This is a genomic window from Ensifer sp. Root127 (genome assembly GCF_001425225.1).
GTDB lineage: Bacteria > Pseudomonadota > Alphaproteobacteria > Rhizobiales > Rhizobiaceae > Ensifer > Ensifer canadensis.
On sequence record NZ_LMDX01000044.1, the window covers coordinates 149131 to 172765 of the forward strand.

25 protein-coding genes and 1 pseudogene are annotated in these 23635 nt (G+C 62.3%); 14 read left to right on the forward strand and 12 right to left on the reverse strand.

The features are described 5' to 3' along the window. Nucleotides 1–10: 10 nt before the first annotated feature. Nucleotides 11–355 (forward strand): annotated as a pseudogene (locus ASD03_RS30425) (DUF6616 family protein). 25 nt (nt 356–380) lie between these two features. Here the strand turns inward: ASD03_RS30425 and ASD03_RS30430 are convergent. Both ASD03_RS30430 and ASD03_RS30435 read right to left on the reverse strand, forming a co-directional pair. After that, a complete protein-coding gene (locus tag ASD03_RS30430) occupies nt 381–884 on the reverse strand; it encodes a GrpB family protein (protein ID WP_057205676.1) in 504 nt (167 codons plus the stop codon). A 64-nt stretch (nt 885–948) separates the two neighbouring features. Beyond that, entirely contained in the window at nt 949–1497 is a 549-nt protein-coding gene (locus ASD03_RS30435; RefSeq protein WP_057205674.1) for a TetR/AcrR family transcriptional regulator, read from the reverse strand. Nucleotides 1498–1600: 103 nt separating this feature from the next. On the opposite strand from ASD03_RS30435, the gene ASD03_RS30440 reads away from it, so the two are divergent. Next, nucleotides 1601–3100, forward strand: coding sequence for an MFS transporter (locus tag ASD03_RS30440; protein WP_057205672.1), 1500 nt, complete (start codon nt 1601–1603; stop codon nt 3098–3100). A 122-nt stretch (nt 3101–3222) separates the two neighbouring features. Here ASD03_RS30440 and ASD03_RS30445 read toward each other — a convergent pair whose 3' ends face one another. Next, on the reverse strand, nt 3223–5157 hold the full coding sequence (locus ASD03_RS30445; protein WP_107027713.1) for a tetratricopeptide repeat protein: 1935 nt from the start codon (nt 5155–5157) through the stop codon (nt 3223–3225). A 126-nt stretch (nt 5158–5283) separates the two neighbouring features. Next, nucleotides 5284–5439 (reverse strand): hypothetical protein, encoded by a 156-nt coding sequence (locus ASD03_RS40080; protein ID WP_107027707.1) that lies wholly within the window; start codon nt 5437–5439, stop codon nt 5284–5286. Between the two features lie 258 nt (nt 5440–5697). On the opposite strand from ASD03_RS40080, the gene ASD03_RS30450 reads away from it, so the two are divergent. From ASD03_RS30450 to ASD03_RS30460, 3 genes are all read left to right on the forward strand, one after another. Then, entirely contained in the window at nt 5698–7005 is a 1308-nt protein-coding gene (locus ASD03_RS30450; RefSeq protein ID WP_025424770.1) for an MFS transporter, read from the forward strand. Further along, the gene (locus tag ASD03_RS30455) at nt 6992–7180 is read left to right on the forward strand and encodes a DUF1192 domain-containing protein (RefSeq protein WP_057205668.1); all 189 of its coding nucleotides are present in this window, start codon (nt 6992–6994) and stop codon (nt 7178–7180) included. Before ASD03_RS30450 ends, ASD03_RS30455 begins: the two co-directional genes overlap by 14 nt. A 350-nt stretch (nt 7181–7530) precedes the next feature. Further along, a complete protein-coding gene (locus ASD03_RS30460; protein ID WP_025424772.1) occupies nt 7531–8049 on the forward strand; it encodes a DUF1465 family protein in 519 nt (172 codons plus the stop codon). 179 nt (nt 8050–8228) lie between these two features. Here the strand turns inward: ASD03_RS30460 and rpmE are convergent, their stop codons facing one another. Continuing rightward, complete coding sequence (gene rpmE / locus ASD03_RS30465) at nt 8229–8450, reverse strand: 50S ribosomal protein L31 (protein ID WP_025424773.1); 222 nt, start codon at nt 8448–8450, stop codon at nt 8229–8231. A 209-nt stretch (nt 8451–8659) separates the two neighbouring features. Between rpmE and ASD03_RS30470 the strand changes: the two genes are divergently transcribed. Together ASD03_RS30470 and ASD03_RS30475 are read left to right on the forward strand one after the other, a co-directional pair. Beyond that, nucleotides 8660–10462: an ABC transporter transmembrane domain-containing protein gene (locus ASD03_RS30470; RefSeq protein WP_082523471.1), complete on the forward strand. Its 1803-nt coding sequence runs from the start codon at nt 8660–8662 to the stop codon at nt 10460–10462. Nucleotides 10463–10593: 131 nt separating this feature from the next. Further along, nucleotides 10594–11586, forward strand: coding sequence for a tripartite tricarboxylate transporter substrate binding protein (locus tag ASD03_RS30475; protein WP_025424775.1), 993 nt, complete (start codon nt 10594–10596; stop codon nt 11584–11586). A gap of 307 nt (nt 11587–11893) precedes the next feature. On the opposite strand, the gene ASD03_RS30480 is transcribed toward ASD03_RS30475, so the two are convergent. From ASD03_RS30480 to ASD03_RS30505, 6 genes are all read right to left on the reverse strand, one after another. Continuing rightward, on the reverse strand, nt 11894–13540 hold the full coding sequence (locus tag ASD03_RS30480; protein WP_057205666.1) for an FAD-binding dehydrogenase: 1647 nt from the start codon (nt 13538–13540) through the stop codon (nt 11894–11896). A 120-nt stretch (nt 13541–13660) separates the two neighbouring features. Then, entirely contained in the window at nt 13661–14692 is a 1032-nt protein-coding gene (locus ASD03_RS30485; RefSeq protein WP_057205664.1) for a peptidoglycan -binding protein, read from the reverse strand. A 3-nt stretch (nt 14693–14695) separates the two neighbouring features. Continuing rightward, on the reverse strand, nt 14696–15799 hold the full coding sequence (locus ASD03_RS30490) for a MotA/TolQ/ExbB proton channel family protein (RefSeq protein WP_025424778.1): 1104 nt from the start codon (nt 15797–15799) through the stop codon (nt 14696–14698). A gap of 255 nt (nt 15800–16054) precedes the next feature. After that, nucleotides 16055–16855: an inositol monophosphatase family protein gene (locus ASD03_RS30495; protein ID WP_057217926.1), complete on the reverse strand. Its 801-nt coding sequence runs from the start codon at nt 16853–16855 to the stop codon at nt 16055–16057. Nucleotides 16856–17239: 384 nt separating this feature from the next. Continuing rightward, nucleotides 17240–18409, reverse strand: a complete 1170-nt coding sequence (locus ASD03_RS30500; RefSeq protein WP_057217928.1) for a tetratricopeptide repeat protein — start codon at nt 18407–18409, stop codon at nt 17240–17242. 9 nt (nt 18410–18418) lie between these two features. Further along, a complete protein-coding gene (locus ASD03_RS30505) occupies nt 18419–19072 on the reverse strand; it encodes a thiamine phosphate synthase (RefSeq protein WP_057217986.1) in 654 nt (217 codons plus the stop codon). Between the two features lie 102 nt (nt 19073–19174). Here ASD03_RS30505 and ASD03_RS30510 point away from each other — a divergent pair, with 102 nt between their 5' ends. Then, complete coding sequence (locus ASD03_RS30510) at nt 19175–19954, forward strand: sulfite exporter TauE/SafE family protein (protein WP_057217929.1); 780 nt, start codon at nt 19175–19177, stop codon at nt 19952–19954. A 97-nt stretch (nt 19955–20051) separates the two neighbouring features. After that, complete coding sequence (locus ASD03_RS30515) at nt 20052–20312, forward strand: metalloregulator ArsR/SmtB family transcription factor (RefSeq protein ID WP_025424783.1); 261 nt, start codon at nt 20052–20054, stop codon at nt 20310–20312. A gap of 161 nt (nt 20313–20473) precedes the next feature. Here ASD03_RS30515 and ASD03_RS38370 read toward each other — a convergent pair whose 3' ends face one another. Then, on the reverse strand, nt 20474–20647 hold the full coding sequence (locus ASD03_RS38370) for a DUF465 domain-containing protein (protein ID WP_082557445.1): 174 nt from the start codon (nt 20645–20647) through the stop codon (nt 20474–20476). A gap of 212 nt (nt 20648–20859) precedes the next feature. Here ASD03_RS38370 and ASD03_RS30520 point away from each other — a divergent pair, with 212 nt between their 5' ends. From ASD03_RS30520 to ASD03_RS30540, 5 genes are all read left to right on the forward strand, one after another. Next, a complete protein-coding gene (locus ASD03_RS30520) occupies nt 20860–21063 on the forward strand; it encodes a YdcH family protein (protein WP_025424784.1) in 204 nt (67 codons plus the stop codon). 53 nt (nt 21064–21116) lie between these two features. After that, nucleotides 21117–21581 carry a 5-(carboxyamino)imidazole ribonucleotide mutase gene (gene purE / locus ASD03_RS30525; RefSeq protein ID WP_038576471.1) on the forward strand — a complete coding sequence of 155 codons (465 nt, stop codon included), beginning with the start codon at nt 21117–21119 and terminating at the stop codon, nt 21579–21581. Beyond that, nucleotides 21578–22627, forward strand: coding sequence for a 5-(carboxyamino)imidazole ribonucleotide synthase (locus ASD03_RS30530; protein ID WP_057217931.1), 1050 nt, complete (start codon nt 21578–21580; stop codon nt 22625–22627). Before purE ends, ASD03_RS30530 begins: the two co-directional genes overlap by 4 nt. Nucleotides 22628–22803: 176 nt before the next feature. Beyond that, entirely contained in the window at nt 22804–22929 is a 126-nt protein-coding gene (gene ykgO / locus ASD03_RS30535; protein WP_025424787.1) for a type B 50S ribosomal protein L36, read from the forward strand. A gap of 81 nt (nt 22930–23010) precedes the next feature. Beyond that, nucleotides 23011–23625, forward strand: coding sequence for a hypothetical protein (locus ASD03_RS30540; RefSeq protein WP_025424788.1), 615 nt, complete (start codon nt 23011–23013; stop codon nt 23623–23625). The last annotated feature ends 10 nt before the right edge of the window (nt 23626–23635 follow it).

Genomic DNA, 23635 nt, shown 5'->3' on the forward strand with positions numbered 1-23635 from the left:
AAGAGAATGCATGCCCCACTATCTGAGCGAACTCTATACCTCGAAGCGAACATGGCTGTCGCTTGACGCCGTCGCGCGGCAGCAGTTTTTCGAGACCGTCGGCCATGGCATGGCCAAGTTATCGGATCTCGGGGTCGAGCCTATCGCCTTTGGCGAGGTGGATGCCGGCAAGCTTCATGCCGCATCGCAGTCCTATTTCGCCATCTGACGCTTCCCCGATGAAGCAGCGCTTGATGCCCTGGTCTCGGGCATCGCGGCGGCCGGCTGGCACGACTATTTCGAAACGATCAACGCCGCCGGTCGCGGGACCGACCTGCCCGGCCACCTTGCCCAACTGGCGGCAGCCCGTAGCTGACGCCACGCGAGGGGGAGAGGGCCGTTCAACTCCGGCCGGCGCACTCGACCACCTGCTCGATAAACTGCGTCTTGGCCGCGGTATAGCCGTCGCCATCGAAGGCAAATGTCGCGGCAAGGCTTCGCTTCAGCGCTGCGTAGGCGTCGACCGTCTCGCGGCTTTGACGAAGCTGATCACGAAAGATCAGGCGACGGCGATGGGTGTCGTTGTGTGGCGGACAGAGATAGACGCGCTGTCCCGGCGATCCCTGCTTGGCGAATGCCCAGACACCATCGTCATATCTGTTCCCCCGTGACATAAAGCCGTCGGCGACGAGCGCCGCGCCGCCGGCGGCAATCGCTTCCGGCCTGCACAGCGTCACATCGATATCGATGATCGGCTTGGCGATGAGCCCGGGAACTGCAGTGCTGCCGATATGGTCGATTGCGATCGTGGCGGAGCCAAGCAGGCTCGCCAGATGCTTCGACATCTCCGCAAACGCCTGCGGCCACGCATCGTCGTAGGCGATGACTTCGACCAGCGTCGGCATGCTCTTCCCTTTGCTCGAAGCCCTGTCGCTTGCCGGATCGTGCCCGGCGGTCGAGGGGTCGCAGTCAGGCGTTTTCTTTCGGCACCAGGGCAACGATATCGGCAAAAATATCCTGCCATTCGGTATCGTCCATTTCGGCAAAACCGAAACTGCGCAGCAGGAAGGCGCCTTCCGTTGCGAGAAAGGCAAGACGCGCCCGGCGCCCCTCCTCGGTCGACAGATCGAGGCTGTCGAGGCGCCCGCGATACCAGGCCCGGTTCTTTTCCATATGGTCTTCGCGCTGCAGGAGCGCTGCCATCATCCCGGACGTGCGGGCATTCTCCGCCGTGTTCATGCGCGCTGTCACCTCCGCGTGCGCACGCATCGCCGTTACCGGATCCGTCTCGTCTCCGACTTCGGCGGCGACCGCGCTGTCGAACTCGTTGAACCAGCGTTCCATCATCGCGTCGATCAGGCCGTCCTTGTTACCGAAGCAATATTGAACCCCGCCCTTGGTGATGCCCGCCGCCTTGGCCACCGCGTCGATCGTCAGACCGGCAGCACCGATGGCGCTGACGGTCGCCTCCGCCGCATCCAGCACCTTGTCGCGATCGATCGTCCGGCGTCGTCCCATTTCAGATTCCCACTTTCAATTCCATACGTATGTATTTATATAATCGCTCTGACGTCAACAAGGCCAAAGGTCCCGCAGGCAGGGTCGGCCACAGAGGTGTACCATGTCCCCGCATAATCGCTGGCTCATTCTTGCCATCGTGTCGAGCGCGCTGCTGCTGATCGTTGTCGATATGACCGTGCTTTACACGGCGCTGCCCCGGCTGACCCACGATCTTGGCGCGTCCGCGTCGGAAAAGCTCTGGATCGTCAATGCCTATGCGCTGGTCGTTGCCGGCCTGCTGCCGGGGCTCGGCACGCTCGGCGACCGGCTCGGCCACAAGCGGCCGTTCATTGCCGGTCTTGCCGTCTTCGGCCTCGCTTCACTGCTGGCGGCCTATGCCTCGAACCCGTCGATCCTGATTACCGGCCGCGTGCTTCTTGCCGTCGGCGCCGCGCTGATGATGCCGGCAACGCTTTCGATCATCCGGCTGACCTTCACCGACGAACGTGAGCGGGCGCTGGCGATCGGCGTCTGGGCTGCCATCGCCTCGGGTGGCGCGGCGATCGGCCCGGTGCTCGGCGGGTTCCTGCTCGAATACTTCTGGTGGGGCTCGGTCTTTCTCATCAACGTGCCGATCGTCGCCGTGGCCTTGCTGCTCGGCGTTGTCGTGCTTCCCGACAGCAAGGGCAACAAGGATCACCCGTGGGATCCGCTCGGCTCCGTCCAGATCATGGTCGGCCTGGTCGGGCTTGCCTATGCCATCAAGGAGATGAGCAAGCGCGAACCCTCGGCTGAAGCCGGGCTCATCGCCGCCGCCATCGGCGTCGTAGCGCTTCTCCTCTTTGTGCGCAGACAGAGGCGCAGCCCGCACCCGATGATCGACTTCGGCCTGTTCCGCAACGCCGCCTTCTCCTCGGGCGTCGCCGCAGCCCTTGTCGCATCCGCGGCCATCGTCGGCGCCGAGCTCGTGCTCAGCCAGCGGCTGCAGCTTGTCGCCGGGTATTCGCCGCTTGACGCCGGCATTTTCATCCTGCCGATCCCGCTTGCGGCCTTCGTCGCCGGTCCGCTTACCGGCATGATGCTGCCGCGCCTCGGCGCCGAGATGGTGCTGCGCACCGGCCTTATCACCGCAGCCGCCGGCCTCGGCGCGTTTCTTGCCGTGCACGAAGCCGGCGTGCTCGCTCAGATCGTCAGCCTCATCGTGCTCGGCCTTGGCATTGGCGCTTCGATGACGGCAGCCTCCAGCGCCATCATGTCCAACGCCGCGCCGGAACGCGCCGGCATGGCCGCCTCCATCGAGGAGGTTTCCTTCGAACTTGGCGGCGCCATCGGCATCGCCGTGCTCGGCAGCGTGATGTCGGCGGTCTACACCGCCTTCGTCATGCTGCCGGAAGGGGCGGGCATATCGGCAATCGCACGCGACAGCCTGGACGAGGCGTTGATATTGGCGGAAAAACTGTCGTCGAATGATGCCGAAAATCTAGTGGCACTCGCCAAAGCGGCCTTCGAGAAGGCGTTCGTCGCCGTCGTCCTTTTGGCAACAGGCCTCCTGTTTGCCACCGGCGCCGGCATCTGGTGGTTTACGCGCGGCAATCGCCTACAACGCCGCGCTTCTTATTAGACGCGCAAAGTTCGCCGTAGCACTTTGAATTGCTGCATGTCTTTATCCTTAAATCGAATGCGATTTAAGGAAACGTGCAGTCGCGCCGGTCGGGTCCTACCGGGCGCACTGATTTCAGGTGGTCAGTGCTTTGCTGCCTCGCACTGGGCGATCGCTGCCACCATCGCCTCGAAACGCACATGGTGGCGAACGGCGTCCAGGTCGGAGTCCTGCTTGAACCAAAGCAGCTGGTAACAGGAACTTTGCGGCAACAGGCTCTCGAGCATGTCGAGCGCCGTGTCGACATCGCCGAGGATCGAATGGACGCAGGCCGTGTTGTAGCGTGCGACAACATCATCCGGATCGATGGCGATCGCACACGCCGCCCATTCACGCGCGCGCTCTGCTTCGCCCATATGGGCCAGCGCCAGGGCGCCGCGATGGGCCGGACCGGAATTCTCCGGATGCAGCTCCAGCGCCCGCTCGGCCCGGGAAATACCAATCTTCGCCCAGTGTCCCCGCTCGGTTTCCTGGCCCAGCGACTTGTAGGCGCTCATCAGGTGGATCGGCGAGAGATAGTCATCCGGGCTGATTTCCGCGGCCCGCTTGAAGAACTGGATCGCCGTCTCGAACTCGCCGCGCATGAAGAGAAAGCGGCCATAGTGAAAGTTTGCCTCGTAGAGCTGCGGATCAAGCGTCAAGGCGCGCTCAAACTCGGCAACGGCCTCTTCGCTTTGCCCGTCCTGGTGCAGGACCAATCCCCGGGAAGCGTGCGCTTCCGCCAGGTTCGGATCGAGCGCCAGCGCCCGCTCGCTCGTGCTCAGAATGCTCTCGAGCGGGAATTCGTGCTCGTGCCAGTCGCGAAGAGCGGATTCGCAATCGGCGATGCCGGCATAGGCGCGGGCAAAATTCGGGTCGAGCTCGACGGCCTTCAGGAACATCCGTCGGGCGAGCAGCAGATAGGAACGGGTCCAGGCGTGCGAGAATCGCCGCCCGCGCAGATAGTAAGTGTAGGCCTCGACGCTCGTCGTCGGATCGCTCTCGATCGCCTTCTTCTCCTCAGGCAACAGCTTGATGCGCAATTGGTCGACGATGGCGTGAGTGATCTCGTCCTGGATGGCGAAGATATCGGTGAGATCGCGGTCGTAGCGGTCGGCCCAAAGATGCGTGCCTGTCAGCGCATCGATCAGCTGCCCGGTGATGCGCACCCGCGCGCCGGCCTTGCGCACACTGCCTTCGAGGATGAACCGAACGCCCAGTTCCTGCGCCACGGTTTTGACCCGGACAGACCGTCCCTTGTAGGTAAAGACCGTGTTGCGGGCGACCACGTGCAACTGCGAGATCTTCGACAGGTCGGTGATGATGTCTTCGGTGATGCCGTCGGAGAAATATTCCTGCTCCGGGTCATGGCTCATATTGGTGAAGGGCAGCACGGCGACGGAAAGCCCGTAACCATCGTCCACCGTTACCGTATGGGACCCATTCAACACCTTGGCGATCTTGGTCGGCGCCCCCAGCGCCACCGAATAGACATGCACACCCGCTGCGATGTTCTTCAGCGCGTGCTGTCCCTTGTCGACGAAGCCGACATCCAGCCTCGAGCCGACATGGTCGCGAACGGAGGCGGAGACGGCAATGCCGGAGGGCTCGGCCAGGCCTTCGAGCCGGGCTGCGACATTGACGCCGTCGCCGAAGATATCGCCGTCCTCGACGATCACGTCGCCCAGATGCACGCCGATGCGCAGTTCGATACGCTTCAACTGCGGCACGTCTTCGTTGCGGATAAGCATGCCGCGCTGAATGTCGACGGCACAAGCAACCGCGTTCACGACACTCGCGAACTCGACCAGAATGCCGTCGCCGGTCAGTTTGACAATCCGACCCTTGTGTCGGCTGACCTTGGGATCGACCAGCTCGTTCTTGTGCCGCTTCATGGCGGCCAGCGTGCCGGTCTCATCAGCGCCTATGAGGCGGCTGTAGCCCACGACATCGGCAGCAAGGATGGCAGCAAGGCGGCGTTCCAAGTAACCCCCGATTTCATCTCCTGGGTGAAGTATACAATCTAGCGCGTTCTTCATCATCTGTCCTGCGCGCTTTTCTGGGTACGACGAATGACCGAAGAACCGGATAACACACTAGGCCAGATGGCGAAGTTTCCAAGGAAACCACCATCCTAACACTATGGGATTACTTCGTTCGCCGTATCACGGTCGAATAAGAACCGTGATCATCATCATGACGATCGCAAACACTGCGATCTTCCAGAAATCGCGACGCTGCCTCAGACCGGGCAGGCCGATCGGCCAGATCAGCTGGATGGCCATCGCCAGAAGCAGAATGAGCGCCAGCGCCTTCGACATATCCAGCCTATCCCCGGGTAAATTCCCGCAACTCGGCGGAACTGTCACGCCGCCGTCACCTTGTCGTCGTAGCAGCGCAGGCCGTCAGCACGCGCAACTGCTTATGATCCCGAAATTCGATATCGATTCTTGGGATGATGCATTAGAGGGCTATTGTTTCCGCCGCCGATTTGCAATGACCGGCCGGACAGAATCCGGCTGGCAATTCCGGGCACACCGCCCTAACTTGCTGACGGCAGAACGATTTTCGGATGGATGATGAGAAAAAACCTGCTCCCCGTCGCCTCGCTCCTGCTGGGCACGCTGTTTCTCTTCCTGGGCAACGGCCTGCAGGGCCTGCTTTTGCCGGTCAGAGGCACGGCCGAGGGCTATCCCACCACCATCCTTGGCCTGATCGGCACGTCCTGGGCGGCCGGCTTCGTGCTTGGCTGCTTCTTTGCACCTAATGTCGTCAAGCGCATCGGCCATGTGCGCGCCTTCAGCGTCTTTACCTCGATGATTGCCATCGTCGCGTTGATGACCGGCATCCTGATCGACCCGACCTGGTGGCTGATCCTGCGTGCGCTGACCGGTTTTTCCACTGCCGGCACCTCGATGATCATCGAAAGCTGGCTCAACGAGCGCGCCACCAATGAGAGCCGCGGCGTCATCTTTTCCCTCTATATCGCCATCACGCTCTTCGGCGTCGTCGGCGGCCAGATGATGATCCCGTTCGGCGATACCTCCACCAGCACCCTCTTCATGATCTGCGGTATTCTCTATTGCGTCGCTATGCTGCCGACCCTGCTCTCGAAGGCCGCCTCGCCGCAGCCGCTGAAGCAGGTCCAGCTCGACCTGCGCGGGCTCTATCGCAATTCCCCGGTCTCGTTCCTCGGCATCCTGCTCGTCGGCATCGCCAACGGCGCTTTCGGCACGCTCGGCGCCGTCTTCGGCCGCCAGGCGGGCCTCTCCGACAGCACTGTCGCGGCGATGATGAGCGTGGCGATCTTTGCCGGCGCGGTGATGCAGCTGCCGGCCGGGCGCCTGTCCGATCGCATCGACCGGCGTTACGTGCTTGCCGCCCTTGCCGGTGTCGGTGCGCTGGCGGGGCTCCTGATCTTTCTGGTCGAACCGAGCCAGGTCTGGATCGTGCTTACCCTGATTGCGATCTATGGCGCGGCGGCCAACGCGCTCTACCCGATCGCCGTTTCGCATGCCAACGACTTTGCGACGGCAGAGGATTTCGTCAAGGTTTCCGGCGGATTGCTGCTGCTCTACGGCATCGGCACCATTATCGGCCCGACCATCGGCGGCCCGGTGATGACTGCGACCGGCCCCTACGGGCTGTTCATGATCACCGCCTGCGCCCATATCCTCATCACCGCCTACGCCATCATCCGCAGCCGCATGCGCGCGCCGGTTCCGGTCGCCGAGCGCGATGCCTTCTCGCCGATCAACGCCGGAACGGCGATGACGCCCGAGAGCTTGCAGCTCTCGCCGCGCGCAGCACCGTTCGATGAAACACATGATGACGACGACGGCGATATCGACCCCGAACAGGAGGAGAAGTCGAATGGGCCTGTTTGACGAAGACCAACCCAAGAAGAAGCTGGCGCATGAGATCGGCAGCGACCTGTCGCTTCTGTCCGTCGACGAGCTCACACAGCGCATCGCGCTGCTGAAGGAGGAAATCGCCCGGCTCGAGGCGGAGCGCGAGCGCAAATCCGCAAGCCGATCTGCGGCCGAAGGCCTGTTCCGCTGACGATCGCACAAGGACAAACGGCCCGAAACGGCGCTTTCTTAACGGTATATTAAGCATTCTCTGCGATTGTCTGTTTATCCGGAGCTTTCCGGACTCAGACAATTTCTCCGACTGGCGAATGGGTCTGATTTTTCTCCCTGTTTTACCTTGAGAGCCGCTTTCCGCGGCTCTTTTTTTGTTTTGATATATGTCGCTGCAAAGAATTGTGGAGATTAACCCTTTCTTAAGAATGCTCTTGCGCGAAATGCGCTATGGCATCATTCTTCAGGCATAGAGGCGGCAAGGAAACTTTTCCCAAAACCGCCCGTTACCCGACTGTCGTGATGCGTTTGAACCAGGGAAAACAGGTCATGTCCGAAAGAGGATTGAATACCGTCAGTTTCGCGGGACACGCGGCGGCGTCGGCGCAGTTCAAGGCGCTCTATTCGGAAGGCATGGGTCTGGTCGAAGAAACCGCGAGCTATCTCGACGGCCCCGGTCGCCTGGCCTCCAAGGTCCTGCCGCGCATGGCATCGGTCCTCTATGCAGCAGAATCCATGCGTCTGACCACGCGTCTCATGCAGATGGCATCATGGCTCCTGCTTCAACGCGCTGTCAACAACGGCGAGATGAGCCGCGACCAGGTGCTGTCGGAAAAGAGCAAGGTTCGCCTCGACAGCTTCAACGTCGACCGCAGCGCGCCCGGCTGGAGTGAGCTGCCGGAAGCATTCCGCGACCTCATCGAGCGCTCACTGCGCCTGCAGAACCGCGTCGCCCTGCTCGATCGCGAGATCTACCGTCCGCAGGAAGCCTCGACCTTCGTTCCTGATAACCAGAACGGCGTCAAGGCGCAGATTAAGCTCTTGCAGACGGCCTTCGGCACCAACTGATTTCAAGATATTCGGCAGTTCGCTGCCAACGAAACGAACCCGGCCTCTAGCCGGGTTTTTTCATGCGCGGCTTGAGCCGGCTCGCACGATCAAAGATCGGCCTTAAGTCGGAACGGAAATCCGCACAACAAAAAGCCCGGCAGAGCCGGGCTTCGAAAACGCGCCAAGAGAGCGTGCGATTAGAGGCCGAGGCCTTCGAAACGCTTCTTGAACTTGGAGACGCGGCCGCCGCGGTCCATGAGCTGCTGGTTGCCGCCCGTCCAAGCCGGGTGCGACTTCGGGTCGATTTCCAGGTTCATGGTGGCGCCTGCCGAACCCCAGGTCGAGCGGGTTTCGTATTCGGTGCCGTCAGTCATGACCACCTTGATCAGGTGATAGTCGGGATGGATGTCTGCCTTCATAACGATCTTCCTAGAGTTCCAGGGTCCAATTGTCGCAAGGCATTGCGACTTCGAGACCGAACACGTAAATGAAGCCGCGGACCGGCTGATGGGCCACGGCTTCCCAATTCGATGCCGTGCCTATACATCAAGGTCCGCGGGATAACAAGTGCCGCGCGGAAGACTCATGGGCAAACCCGCCCCCTCCGTGATTGGCGAACGGGGGTCATGTGTCCGAACGAGCAAACCAGTCACCAGCGCGTAAATCCATTCGCCCTCTCGCCACGCTGCTGCCCTACCTCAAGCGCTACCGCCATCTGGTCATCGGCGCCGGGATTTCGCTCGTTATCGCTGCGGTGACGACCCTGACGCTGCCGCTCGCCGTCAGGCGCATGGTCGACAACGGCTTCTCCAATTCCGACAGCGGCTTCATCAATACCTATTTCTCGATGCTGATGATGCTCGCCATCATCCTGGCTTTGGCCAGTGCGGCCCGCTACTATTTCGTCATCACCCTTGGCGAGCGCATTGTCGCGGATCTCCGGCGCAACGTCTTCCAGCACGTCACCCGCCTTTCCGCGTCGTTCTTCGACGTGAACCAGTCGGGCGAGATCGTCTCGCGGCTGACCGCCGATACCACGCAGCTGAAGTCCGCCGTCGGCGCGACGGCATCGGTAGCACTTCGCAACCTGATCCTGTGTCTCGGCGCCATCGGCATGATGGTCTATACCAGCCCGAAGCTGTCGAGCCTGGTGCTGGCGGCAATCCCGGTGATCGTGTTTCCGCTGGTCGGCTTCGGCCGCTCCGTCCGCCGCCGCTCGCGCGAGGCACAGGACACCCTGGCGATGGCATCGGCCTATGCCGGCGAGGCGATCGCCGCCTCGCGCACGGTTCAGGCCTTCAACAGCGAGGACATCGCCAACAACCGCTTCGGCAACGCCGTCGAAGATGCCTTCGGCGCGGCACGCGCGGCCATCAAGGCCCGCTCGGTGCTGACAGCCTTCGCCATCACCATGGTGTTTGGCAGCGTTGTCGCCGTCCTGTGGTTCGGCGCGCGCGACGTGCTGGCGGACAATCTCTCGGCCGGAACCCTCAGCCAGTTCCTGCTTTATTCGGTCTTCGCCGCCGGTAGCCTCGGATCGCTATCGGAGGTCTGGGGCGAGCTCTCGCAGGCAGCCGGTGCCGCCGAGCGGTTGAACGAGCTCTTGACCGAAGTCCCGGAAATCGAGGCGCCCGAAACCCCCGTCGCCATGCCGGCGCCGGCGCTCGGCGCCATCAGCTTCGACGAAGTCTATTTCGCCTATCCCGCGCGCCCTGATTACAAGAGCCTGAACGGCCTGAGCTTTGCGATCAAACCGGGTGAAACCGTCGCCATTGTCGGCCCATCCGGCGCGGGCAAGAGCACCGTCTTTTCGATGCTGCTGCGGTTCTACGATCCGGCAAAGGGTGCCATCACGGTCGATGGCGTCGATATCCGCACCGTGGACCCGAAGGATCTGCGCGACCGCCTGGCGATCGTGCCGCAGGACGTCACCATCTTCGCCTCCTCCGTCCACGACAACATTGCCTTCGGCCTGCCGGGTGCAAGCCGTGAGGCGGTGCGCGCCGCTGCCGTCGCCGCCCAGGCCGACGAATTCATCGGCCGGATGGAGAAGGGCTACGACACGCTTGTCGGCGAGCGTGGCATCACGCTCTCGGGCGGCCAGCGCCAGCGCATCGCCATTGCCCGCGCCATCCTGCGCAACGCGCCGATCCTTTTGCTCGACGAGGCGACCTCGGCGCTCGACGCCGAAAGCGAGACACTGGTGCAGAAGGCACTCGAAGGCTTGCTGCATGAACGCACGACTGTTGTCATCGCCCACCGGCTCGCAACCGTCTTGAAGGCCGACCGCATCCTCGTGATGGAACACGGCCGGATCGTCGAAGAGGGAACCCATGCCTCGCTGATCCGGCAGGACGGGCTCTATGCCAAGCTGGCCCGTTTGCAGTTCAACCACGGCGCCGAGGAGCTGTTCCTGAACCCGGGGAAGTAAGACGACCACTACCATAGTCGCATGCCGGCATGTCCGGCATGCCATTGCAGCTGGAAAGCCGGACCCTATTCTATAGGTGCCGGCTTTTTTCGGCCGCCACGACCGATGTGGATTGTTCAGGGAGGAACCTAATGACATTTTCGAAGTTGACCCGCCGGGCGGCGCTTGCCCTCGGCTTCACCGCACTCACCGTTCTCGGCTCCGGCATCCAGGCGAATGCCCAGGACTTTCCGGATCGCGCAATCACCCTTGTCGTTCCCTTTGCCGCCGGCGGCTCGACCGACGTGGTCGCGCGGATCGTGGCGCAGAAGATGTCGGAGGATCTCGGCCAGCAGGTCATCGTCCAGAATGTCGCCGGCGCCGGTGGCAACCTCGGTGCCGACAATGTCGCGCGCGCCGACCCGGACGGCTATACGATCCTCATGGGCACGGTGGCGACGCACGCCCTCAACCCGCTGATCCTCAAGACCAAGCCCTATGACCCGGAAAAGGACTTCGCTCCGATCTCGCTTCTGGTCGTCGTTCCGAACGTGCTGGTGGTCAATCCGGAGCTGCCGGCCAAGACCGTCGAGGAGCTTCTGGCACTGCTCAAGGCCAAGCCCGATGAATATGCCTACGCTTCTTCCGGCAATGGCACGCCGCTGCACCTCTCCGGCGAGCTCTTCAAGAAGATGGCCGGCGTCAACATGCAGCATATCCCCTACAAGGGCGCCGGACCGGCGCTCAACGACGTCATCGGCAACCAGGTGCCGATCATGTTCGACAACCTGCCGTCCTCCTCCAGCCACATCAAGGCCGGCACCTTGCGGGCGCTTGCGGTAACGACCGCCGAACGCGCGCCATCCTTCCCCGACGTTCCGACGGTCGCGGAGGCAGGCATTCCGGGCTACGAAACCTATACCTGGAACGCGCTGTTTGCACCGGCCAACACGCCCGAGCCGGTTGTCGCCCGCCTGAACGAAGCCGCCAACAAAGCGCTTGCGGACCCGGCCGTGGTCGAGCGGATGAAGGAATTCAGCGCAACCATCGTCGGCTCTACGCCGCAGGAGCTTGCCGCGCATGTGAAGGCCGAGCTCGCAAAATGGACGCCTGTCGTTCGCGACGCCAACATCCAGATGGATTGATCAGAGTTACTTGACCCCATCTGCCGGATCGGCCCCTATCCGGCTGCCGCCGCCTTCTCCCCGCCTGCGGGGAGAAGGGATATGTGGCACGCGCTCGCCGATCTCGAGCGTCTCCGTCTTAGGCGGGGCCATCAAAACGCTCATGTATTTCGCATTCCCTGGCCGAAACCGCTTCGCACTTTTCCGGGAAGCTCTGGCCATAACAAGCGCTGGGCCGACTGCAGCATGCGTCCCCTCTCCCCGCTTGCGGGGAGAGGGCTAGGGTGAGGGGCCCGACACGCGGACAACGATAGCCGATTCAGCCCGCTTAGACCGCACCCGCATGCCTCCCGGCGACACGGCCGGAATAGATGCAGCCGCCGAGAAACGTGCCTTCCAGCGCGTTGTAGCCATGCATGCCGCCGCCGCCGAAGCCTGCGACTTCACCTGCAGCGTAAAGGCCCGGCACCGGTTCGCCCGACTGCTCCAGCACCTGGCCGGCCAGGTTGGTCTGCAGGCCGCCGAGCGTCTTGCGCGTCAGGATATGCAGCCTGACGGCAATCAGCGGCCCGGCCTTGGGGTCGAGCAGGCGGTGCGGTTTGGCGGTACGCAGCAGCCGGTCACCGCGGTAGGACCGTGCCCCGCGGATCGCCGTCACCTGCGCATCCTTCGAGAAGGGATTGGTGATCTCGCGGTCGCGCGCCTCGATCTGCTCGCGCAGGTGATCGACCGACAGCCGGTTCTCAGCCGTCAGCGCATTCATCGCCGGCACGAGATCGTCGAGCCGATCGCGAACGATGAAATCCTCTCCCCTGTCCATGAAAGCCTGCACCGGTCCGGGCGGGTTCTTGCCCAGCCGCTTGAGCAGGAGAGAGATGCTTTTGCCGGTCAGATCAGGGTTCTGTTCGGAACCGGATAGGGCAAATTCCTTCTTGATGATCGCCCGCGTCAGGATGAACCAGCTGTAGTCATGGCCGCTTTCGCGGATGGCCTGCAAGGTGCCGAGCGTATCGAAGCCGGGCATCGCTGGCGCTGAAAAGCGATTGCCGTCAGCATCGCACCAGAAGGACGACGGACCGGGCAGGATGCGGATGCCGTGATCCGGCCAGATCGGATCGAAATTCTTCAGGCCTTCGGTGTAGTGCCACATGCGATCGGAATTGATGACCGAGCCGCGGGCGCGGCCGGCAATCTCCAGCATGCGGCCATCGACATGATGCGGCACGCCGCAGACCATCGTCGCCGGCGGCTGGCCCAGCCGCTTGCGTGGCCAGTTGCGCCGTACCAGCTCATGGTTGCCGCCGATGCCGCCCGATGTCACGATCACCGCGCCCGCCGAAATCTCGAAATCGCCGGCGACATCACGCGAGCTGCGCTGGCCGCGGCCGACCGGATCGGCCTTGAGCACCGAACCGCGCGCGCCGGTGACCGCCCCATCCGTCGTCACCAGTTCGTCGACGCGGTGGCGGAAGCGAAAACGCACGAGGCCGCGGCTTTCCGCCTCGCGCGTCAGCCGCACGAACGGCTCGATAACAGCCGGGCCGGTGCCCCAGGTGACGTGGAAGCGCGGAACAGAATTGCCATGCCCATGCGCAAGGCCGCCACCGCGCTCGGCCCAGCCGACGACGGGGAACCAGCGCATGCCGAGCGAATGCAGCCAGCTGCGCTTCTCGCCGGCAGCGAAATCGAGATAGGCATCGGCCCACAATCGCGGCCAGTGGTCCTCGGGACGATCGAATTGCGACGAGCCCATCCAGTCCTGGCGGGCGAGCTGGCGACTGTCCTTGATACCCATGCGCCGCTGCTCGGGACTGTCGACGAAAAAGAGACCGCCTAGCGACCAGAAGGCCTGACCGCCGAGGTTCTGCTCCCCCTCCTGATCGAGAACGATCACCTTGCGGCCAAGCGCTGCTGCCTCAGACGCGGCCACAAGACCGGCAAGCCCAGCACCGACGACCAGTACATCGCAATCCATTAACGGCGCCCTCCCCTGCATCCGCCAAGATGCAAGCTTCCCCCTGCATGTTGTGGATGCAAGTGTTACGCGCACGTCAAGGTCAATTCAAGGGCGTCGGACCGAGGGCTATCCTTGAGCCTATTTCTCGGTCAGCTTCAGCTCGATACGACGGTTCTGCGACCGCGCTTCGACGCTCTCGCCCTCGGCGATCGGCTGATACTCGCCGAAACCGGCGGCGACCAGCCTGTCGGCCGGCACGCCCTTGGAGATCAGGAACTTGACGACGGATGTGGCACGGGCGGACGAAAGCTCCCAGTTGTCGGCAAAACGGCCGGTGCCTGAAAGCTGTACATTGTCCGTGTGCCCGTCGACGCGCAGCACCCAGTTGATCTCCGCCGGAATTTCCTTGGCAAGGTCGAGCAGCGCCGAGGCGAGCTTGGCCATTTCAGTCTGGCCCTCAGGATTGAGTTCGTTGCCGCCGGAGGGGAAAAGCACTTCCGACTGGAAGACGAAGCGGTCGCCGACGATGCGGATGTTTTCGCGATCGGACAGGATTTCGCGCAGCCGTCCGAAGAAATCGGAACGATAGCGGTTTAGTTCCTGCACCCGCTGCGCCAGCGCGACATTCAGCCGGCGACCGAGATCGGCGATCTTCGTCTGCGAAGACTGGTCCTTGGCTTCCGACGCCTGCAATGCCTCTTCGATCGCCGCGATCTGGCTGCGCAGCGCCGCGATCTGCTGGTTGAGAAGCTCGATCTGGCTCATGGCACGGGCGCTGGTCTGGCGTTCGGCGTCAAGCTCGGCACCGACACGCCCAAGCTTCTCGTTGGCGGCATCCGTGCTGCCGGCGCCCTGGTCGAGCAAGGCTTTCAGGCGAGAACGCTCGCCTTCCGACTGGGAGAGGGAGGCCTGGAGATTGGCGAGTGAATCCTCCAGATCCTGCTTGCCGCTCTTTTCGAGCGCGAGCAGCTGTGTCAGCTCGTTGATCTGGCTGTTCAGCCGGGTCAGAACCTCGTCCTTGCCGCTGATTTCGCGGCTGAGCAGGAACTGCGCCAGCACGAAGACGCTGAGCAGGAACATGATCGACAGGAGCAGGGTCGACAATGCGTCGACGAAACCGGGCCAATAGTCGATCGTGCGCTGTGAACGGCCTTTTCGGGCAAGCGCCATGGATCATTCCCCTCCGGTATCGTCCGCATGGCTGAGCTTGGCCTGCGATCCGGACTTCTCGCTGTTCACTGAAATGCGCTCGGAGTGGCCGATGCGCGTCGTGAGCTTGTCCAGCGTCTTGCGCATCGCCTTCGCCTCTTCCTGCTGCGCCTCGATCCAGTCGCGCAGCATCTGCTGCTCGCCGCGCATGTTCTTGACCAGACCCTGAATACCTTCAGCCAGGCTCGCCATTGCCGCCGTCGTGCGCTGGTTGGAACCGCCTTCATGGTTGAGGCGGACGAGCTGGTCCGTCAGGCGCTTCAGCTCCTCGACCGGCGCGCCGGTCGACAGGTCGCCGGCAATCGAGAGTTCCGATCCGACATCGGTGACGGAGGAGAGCCAGTTTTCAAGCTCGGTATAGAAACGGTTCTGAGCCCGACCCGCCTGCAGATCGAGAAAGCCGAGGATCAGCGAGCCGGAAAGGCCGAAGAGCGACGTCGAGAACGCCGTTCCCATGCCGGTCAGCGGCGCCGACAGGCCGTTCTTGAGAGCGCCCAGCACGTCCTCGGTGCTGCCGGAACCGGCATCCAGCGACTGGATGACGGTGTTGATGGAGCCGATCGTGCCGAGCAGACCCCAGAAGGTGCCGAGCAGGCCGAGGAAGACGAGCAGACCGGTCAGATACCGCGTCGTGTCGCGCGATTCATCCAGCCGTGTTGCAATCGAATCCAGGATCGACCGCAGCGCCGTCGTCGAGATCGCCGTCTGGCGGCCACCGATCAGCGCGCGCATCGGCGACAGCAGGACCGGATCCCGCCCGACCTTGTCGGCGCTGCCGGCGGCGCGGAAAGAATTGAACCAGCGCACCTCTGGACGAAGCCCGAGCACATGGTTGAACGCCAGCAGGATGCCGATCAGCAGCACCCCGAGGATCAGGCCGTTCAGGCCGGGATTGGCGAGGAAGGCATTGTGTGCCTGCCGAAAGAGGATCGCGCCGACGAAACCGACGATGATCAGGAAAATCACCATGGTCCAGAAAAAATGCATGGGGCTCGAAAGCTTATGCGGATTGTAGTCTGCTTCCACCCCTTCCCGACCGTCCCACCCGGACAGATGCAGTTTCGTCATGGGTATACCATTCTCCCGGTTGCATTTGGCGGAACGGTGCCGCGACGCGTCGGAGCCTACTGCATAATTCCTCAAATCGGAATCGATTTAAGAGAAAGTTATGCAGCAAGTTAACGCGCTGCAGCATCCATCGCGCGTCCTGTTTAACGTGTGGCGCTGTAGTGGAGCTTTGCGCCGAATTGAAGGAAAAAACAAAAAGCCTCCGACACATGGAGCGCCGGAGGCTTGGCAAGCAGGAAACGGACGGGCCGTCGATTATTTCGACGGGATCGGACGGTGAACGACGTCGCGCAGCGCCTTGGTGATGTATTCGTTGCCGCAAACGATCGAACCCTCGTCGACCGGCTTGGCTCCGCCATCGATATCCGTCGACCAGCCACCGGCTTCGCGGATCAGAAGCACACCGGCCGCAATGTCCCAGGCGGCCAAGTCGCGCTCCCAGTAGCCGTCGAAACGGCCGGCTGCAACATAGGCGAGATCGAGTGCCGCCGAGCCCATGCGGCGGATGCCGGCGACTTCGCCCATCACGTGGCGCAGTTCGATCAGGTATTTGCCGTGATTGCCACGACCGAGATGCGGCGTGCCGGTGGCGATCACTGCATCCGATAAGGCCTTGCGCGCAGCGACGCGCAGGCGACGGTCATTGAGGAAGGCGCCGCCACCACGCTCGGCGGTATACAGTTCGTCGGTTGCCGGGTTGAACACGACAGCGCCGACGATCTCGCCCTGGCGCTCTAGCGCAATCGAGACAGCAAAATGCGGAATGCCGTGCAGAAAGTTGGTGGTGCCGTCGAGCGGATCGACGATCCAGCGATGGGCGCCATCGGTGCCGATGATCTCCTCGCCTTCCTCGCCGAGGAAGCCATAGGTCGGACGCGCCTTCAGCAGTTCTTCGCGGATGAGCTTTTCGGCCTTGCGGTCGGCCTGGGACACGTAGTCGCCCGGTCCCTTGAGCGAGACCTGCAGGTTCTGGACTTCACCGAAATCGCGCGCCAGCGACTTGCCGGCCTTGAAGGCGGCCTGGACCATGACATTGAGGAGAGCTGAACGGGCCATCTGGCGATCCTTGTGAAGCGAAGGCCGATCGAGCCTTCTCGATCGGACATTGAACCTGTGTGACGGAACACGGGGATAGCACCTGCCGATCGGGCAATGCCTGTCATCGAGTCCCATCGTCAAAAAACCGAGTGAAGATCACTCCGCCCGGGGCGTGCCGGAAAACCATGGCGCCAGGGGCAAAAACCGGGGCTTCAAGACCACAAAAATCCCGGAAGTTCAAGAGAAATAGCGCCTGGCTCGGCCGAACAGCCGAGATTCAGGCGCCTACAGCGGCGCGCGTCTTATTAGACGCGCAAAGGTCGCTGTAGCACTTTGATTTTTGCTGCATGTTTTTATCCTTAAATCGAATAGGATTTAAGGATACATGCAGTGGAATGCCGGTCAGCTCGAGCGGAACTTGTTGGCTGCGCTGAGTGCCGCCTTCTGCTGCTGCTCGTTGAGACCGAGGTAGAAGTCTTCCAGCGCATCGTCCTTGAGGCCGGCCCGGCGCGACAGCACATACCACTTCGCCGCCTCGACCGGATTGGGCCGGGTGCCGATGGCGTTGACATAGAGATGCGACAGCCGGTTCTGCGCCACGACATTGCCGCCTTCCGCCGCCCGCTTCATCCAGCCGAAACCGTCCTCCAGGTTGCGATCGCCGGCAATGCCTTCGATCATCCAGATGGCGATATCAAGCTGCGCCGTATCGTAGCCGGCATGGGCCGCCCGAAGCAGCCATTCCCTGGCCCGCGCCCGCTTGCCTTCGTCAATGCCATCGACGTTGAGATAGATCTGCGACAGCGCATATTGCGCGTCGGCGATCCCCTGCTCGGCCGATTTTTCGTAGTAGGGCATAGCGGCCTTCAGACCCTTCGGTCCGGGGCTGTCGGCCACGAGCGTCTGGCCATAGTTGAACTGGGCCGACCCATTGCCGAGATCGGCCGCCTTCTTCATCAGTTCTTCGGACTTCTTGCGGTCGCGCTTGACGTAGCGCCCCTCCATCAGGATCAGCGCGTATTTGAACATGGCGGCCGGGTCGCCGTTTTCAGCCGCCTGTCCGTACCAGAACGCCGCCTGCTTGGCATTGCGCACCACGCCGAGGCCCTGCTGCAGGATTTCGGCAACAAGCGTTTGCGCGGCAGGATCGCCGAGCTGCGCGCGCGGAAGTGCGAGATCCATCGCCGTCAGATAATAGCCGCGCTGGAAAGCGCCGTAGGCGTCGTCGACCTTGCCGGCGAATGGCTTTTCCGCAGGTAGTGCCGGCAGTTCGGCGCCCATGCGGTCAAAGACATTGACGCCCTGCGAAGGCACCGTGCCATCACCAGCCTTCTTCTTGTCCGCCGGATGAGCCGGCTTGGCCCCAGGCTTGCCAGTGCCTTCTTCAGGCAGCGCCGCGCCATTGAAGGGGGTGATGCGGCCGCGCTTTGCAGCGCCACTATCATCGGCGTTGACGCCCAGCTCCGGCACTGGAGCCGGCTTTTCCTGCGCGCGCACCGGCGTCGCCACGGCAGCGGTGGCGGCAAGGAGGGCAACGCCCCAACTGAGCTTTGACGACAGGCGGTTCAACATCGACACGTCTTAAGCTTCAAACCGTGGCGCTTTTTCGTCAAGAAGCGCGTTGACGGCGGCGACCACCGACGGCGCCTGCTCGGGCTCGCCGAAGACGGCCAGGCGAAGCGCCACGAATTCGGCGCCGGTCTCGGCCGCCGCCAATGCGGACTGCGGATCCGTGCCACCCATGACGATGCAGGGGATCTCGATCATCGAGGCCCACCATTCGGCGAGCGCCAGGTTCTTCGGATGCGCATCCGGCTTGATGTCGCCATCCGTCTTGCCGAAGAACACGTAGTCCGGACGCACTTCGCCGATTTGAAGCGCGTGATGGCGATCGGCCGCATTGCCGCCGCCGACGATAAGCTTCGGCGTGTGCTTCTCGACCGCCTCGCCAAGTGCTTCGGCATTGCCGGAAATATGCAGGCCATCGGCCCTGGCGCGTCCGGCGACCCGGGAATCGCCCTCGATCAGCGCAGCGGCTCCAGCCTCCTGGATGATCGGCACGAGGCGCTCGGCGTGTTTCTGGAACTCGGCGTCATCGAGGCCATATTGCGGCACGATCACCGAAGCGACGTCGCCGCCCTTCAAGGCGTCGGCAAGCACCTTGGCGCGATCCGCCGGATCAGCGATATCCGGCGCAATCAGCACCAGGCGGCAGCGTTCTATTGTGTTGCTCATGACATCCATTTCTAGCTGTGCCCGCATGTCGGCGGAAACCAGCGCTCGATTTCGTTTGGGAAAACCGATAGACGGAGACGTCAAAAGGATCAACCGCCACCGATGCTTCCCGACCTGGACTTCTATCTCATCGCCATCCCGGCGGTTCTTCTCGTTGGCCTCAGCAAGGGCGGCATGGGCGAGGCCCTTTCGTTGATGGGCGTGCCGATCCTGTCGATGGCCGTCTCGCCGGTTCAGGCGGCCGCGCTGCTTTTACCGATCCTGATCGCGATGGACCTCGTCTCGCTCTGGATGTGGCGCAAGCACGGCGATCGCAAAACCCTGTTCATGCTCCTGCCCGGCGCCATCGCCGGCATTCTCATCGGCTGGGCGACGTCGGCCTATGTCTCGCGCGACTATCTGCGCCTGATCATCGGCCTCATCACCGTGCTGTTCGTCCTGCGCTATGTCTACAATGTCTGGCGCATGCGCAACGGAATAACGATCACGCCCAAGCAGCAGCGGGCTGGTCCCGCAACACTCTGGGGCTCGTTTGCCGGCTATGGCAGCTTTGTCGCCCACGCCGGCGGCCCGCCTTTTCAGATCTACGCCCTGCCGCTTCAGCTCGATCCGCGCGAATACACCGGCACCATCGTGCGCTTCTTCGCCATCCTCAATGCCGTCAAGCTCATTCCCTATTTCGCGCTTGGCCAGCTCGACATGAGCAATCTCAAGATCTCCGCGACGCTGTTTCCGCTGGCGATCGTTGCCACCGTCTGCGGTGCCTTCATCGTTCGCCGCATGAAGCCGCAGATCTTCTATCCGTTCATGTATAGCATGGCTTTCATCGCCGGGCTGAAGCTGCTGTGGGACAGCCTCAACAGCCTGCTGGCCGGCGCCTGACTGCATTCAAGCGATCGATCATATTGCAAAGCAAAACGAAAATGCCGCAGCGCACAAATTTCTTGCCGCCCGCGGTGATTTCGCTTAACGTCCGGTCATGACCATTGCGGACCCTTTCGATGCCATCGCGGATCCCAACCGGCGTTACCTGCTGGAGGAACTGCGGCGCGCGCCGAAAACGGTCAACGAACTGGCCGAAGGATTGCCGATCAGCCGGCCCGCGGTATCACAGCACCTGAAGGCCCTGCTCGACTGCAATCTGGTTTCGGTTTCGGCCAACGGTACGCGGCGGATATATGCGATCAACCGCCCTGGCTTCGACAGGCTCAACCTATGGTTGGATCAATTCTGGGCCTGACAGCCGGACGGAAGCGTAACCGCGGCCTGACACAAATCGACCGGGTCTCAAACCCGGTCGAGCGATCCGTATCTTCCGTTGAGGGGATTGGTTGTGAACCTTGTTGCGTCGTCTCCGCGGAGAGGACACCTCCCGTTGTTACTGGGAAATACCGTTTATAATCAGTGAGTCGAGGAGCGAATCCTTTCGATTTCGTCCCTGATGCGCAGCTTCCTTCGCTTGATGTCGCTGATCATTTCGTCCTCGATGGACGGCTGGTTCATTGCTGCATGGAGCTCCTGCTCCAGTGCGCCATGTTTTTTCTCAAGCGTTGCAAGATGAGCCTCAATGGTCATTGGCAGTCCCTTCCTTTTGCTTGCATCCGGCAGGTAAATGCCGGATGTTCCATGGTTGTAACCTTACTACTGTGCCATGCCATTTTTCATTTGTCGAAGGCGAAATGATGACGACGGATAACTTCCCGTTACCGCCCAAGATGTGATAGAGCGGCGCATGAAATTCCGGTTCGAGGAGGACTTCGCAACCGGGCTGATGGGGATCGCTTTGCATGCCGGACCAGGACCAGGCCGAACTCAGATTGACCGCCGCGCGGCTGAGGCAGGAACATGAAGATTATGATGCTGCGATCAACGCCATGATTCAGACCGGCTGCGATGCGCTGAGAATTCAGCGCATGAAGAAGAAGAAGCTGGTCATCAAGGACAAAATCACCAAGCTCGAAGACCAGATCATCCCCGACATCATCGCCTGAAGCGGAACTTTAAAGACGTGCTCGACACCACGACCCCACCCGTCGCCATCATCATGGGAAGCCAGTCCGACTGGGAGACGATGAAGAACGCCGCCGATACGCTCGACGCGCTCGACATTGCCTATGAGGCTCGCATCGTTTCTGCACACCGCACACCTGATCGGCTGGTAAGCTTCGCCAAGGGCGCGCGCGACGAAGGCTTCAAGGTCATCATCGCCGGTGCCGGCGGTGCCGCCCATCTGCCGGGCATGTGCGCCTCGATGACGCCGTTGCCGGTGTTCGGCGTGCCGGTGCAGTCGAAGGCACTGTCCGGGCAGGACAGCCTGCTGTCGATCGTCCAGATGCCGGCCGGCATTCCCGTCGGAACACTGGCGATCGGACGCGCCGGCGCGGTCAACGCGGCACTACTCGCCGCAGCCGTACTGGCGCTCAGCGACAACGACCTTGCCGACCGTCTCGACGACTGGCGCGAACAGCAGACCGTCGCCGTCGCCGAGTATCCGGTGGACGACGCATGACAACCATTGGCATCATTGGCGGCGGCCAGCTCGGCCGCATGCTGGCCATGTCTGCTGCACGGCTGAACTTCCGCACCATCATCCTCGAGCCGCAGTCCGACTGTCCGGCAGCGCAGCTGGCAAACGAACAGATCGTTGCCGCCTATGACGATGAGCGCGCGCTCGATGCGCTGGCGGCCGCCTGCGACATCGTCACCTACGAATTCGAGAATGTGCCGGTTGCGGCCGCCGAGAGGCTCGCCCGTGCCCGACCTGTCTTCCCGCCGCCGAAGGCACTGGAAGCCGCCCAGGACCGCCTGGTCGAAAAACGCTTCCTCAACGACAGCGGCATCGTCACCGCCCGTTTCCATGCCGTCGACAGCCAGGCCGATCTTGAAGCAGCACTTGCCGATTTCGGCGGTTCCGGCGTCCTGAAGACCCGCCGCCTCGGCTATGACGGCAAGGGCCAACGCGTGTTCCGCTCCGGGCAGGACAACCCGCAAGGCGCCTTCGCGGCGCTCGGCTCCGTGCCGCTGATCCTCGAAAGCTTCGTGCCGTTCGAACGGGAAATCTCCATCATTGCTGCCCGCTCGGTTGATGGCGCCGTCGCCTGCTTCGATCCGGCAGAGAACGTTCACCGCAACGGCATTCTGCATACCTCCACCGTACCCGCCGCCATTGGCCCTGCCACCGCCGAGACCGCGCGCACTGCGGCCAAGGCGATCCTCGATGCGCTCGGCTATGTCGGCGTCATCGGCGTGGAGTTCTTCGTGCTTGCCGACGGTAGCCTCGTCGCCAATGAAATGGCGCCGCGCGTGCATAATTCCGGCCACTGGACGGAGGCGGCCTGCATCGTCTCGCAATTCGAGCAGCACATTCGCGCCGTGGCCGGCCTGCCGCTCGGCAATCCCGTTCGCCACTCCGACTGCGTGATGCAGAACCTGATCGGCGACGACATCGACGATGTGCCGGCCTGGCTTGCCAAGGATAACGTTTTCGTCCATCTCTACGGCAAGACGGAAGCGCGACCGGGCCGCAAGATGGGTCACCTCACCCGCTTGACGTGAGCCTCAAAGCCACAGAAATGCGGGGCAAGGCGCCAAAATCCGGTGTCTTGCGGTTGACACAACAGGGGTGACACGGTATTTGCCATCCCACCTTATGGAGCGCGCTGAATGGCGCGCTTTTGATTGTTAGAAATACCGGGCGAATTTTGTTTCCCCGAAACCTGCGGATCAGGAAAATGAAGATCAAGAATTCGCTCAAGTCGCTGAAGACCCGCCATCGCGAAAACCGTCTGGTTCGTCGCAAGGGCCGTATCTACATCATCAATAAGCAGAACCCGCGCTTCAAGGCACGTCAGGGCTGAGGCCCAGACTGGTTTCTGTTTGGCGTCTCGCTTCGGCGATGTCCCAAAATTGATTTTGATCTTATTCCGTGGCGAGCTAACATGCTCGCCATGCGAGTTTTTGTACCCTTGATTCTGGCGTGTTCCGCCCTTCTCGCCGCCTCAGTTGGAGCCGGCACCCTGACTTTCGCCGCAGAGACGGCACCGGAAACCGAGGCCGCCAGCCTCACCACCCCAAAGCAACGCCTCGACGCCCTGTTCTCCGACCTCAAGAAGGAACGGGACGCCGACAAGGCGCGCGAACTCGCCAACCAGATCCGCCTGGAATGGCAGGATTCCGGCAGCGCGACGGTCAACCTGCTGATGCAGTGGGCCGACAAGTCCATCACCGACAATAAGCCGGCGGCAGCCCTCGATATCCTCGACCAGGTGATCACGCTGGCCCCGAGCTACGTCGAAGGCTGGAACCGCCGCGCGACCCTGCACTACACGATGGGCAACTATCGCAAGTCGATGTCGGACATCAATCATGTCCTGTCGCTCGAGCCTCGGCATTTCGGCGCGCTCGCCGGCATGGCCGCAATCCTCGGCTCCGCCGGCAAGGACGAGCTGGCGCTCAGGGCCTGGGAGCAGTTCCTGGCAATCTATCCAGCCGATCGCAAGGCACAGGAGCAACTGGGCGAGCTGACCGAAAAGCTCGCGGGCAGCAAGACGTAAACCGGCCGGA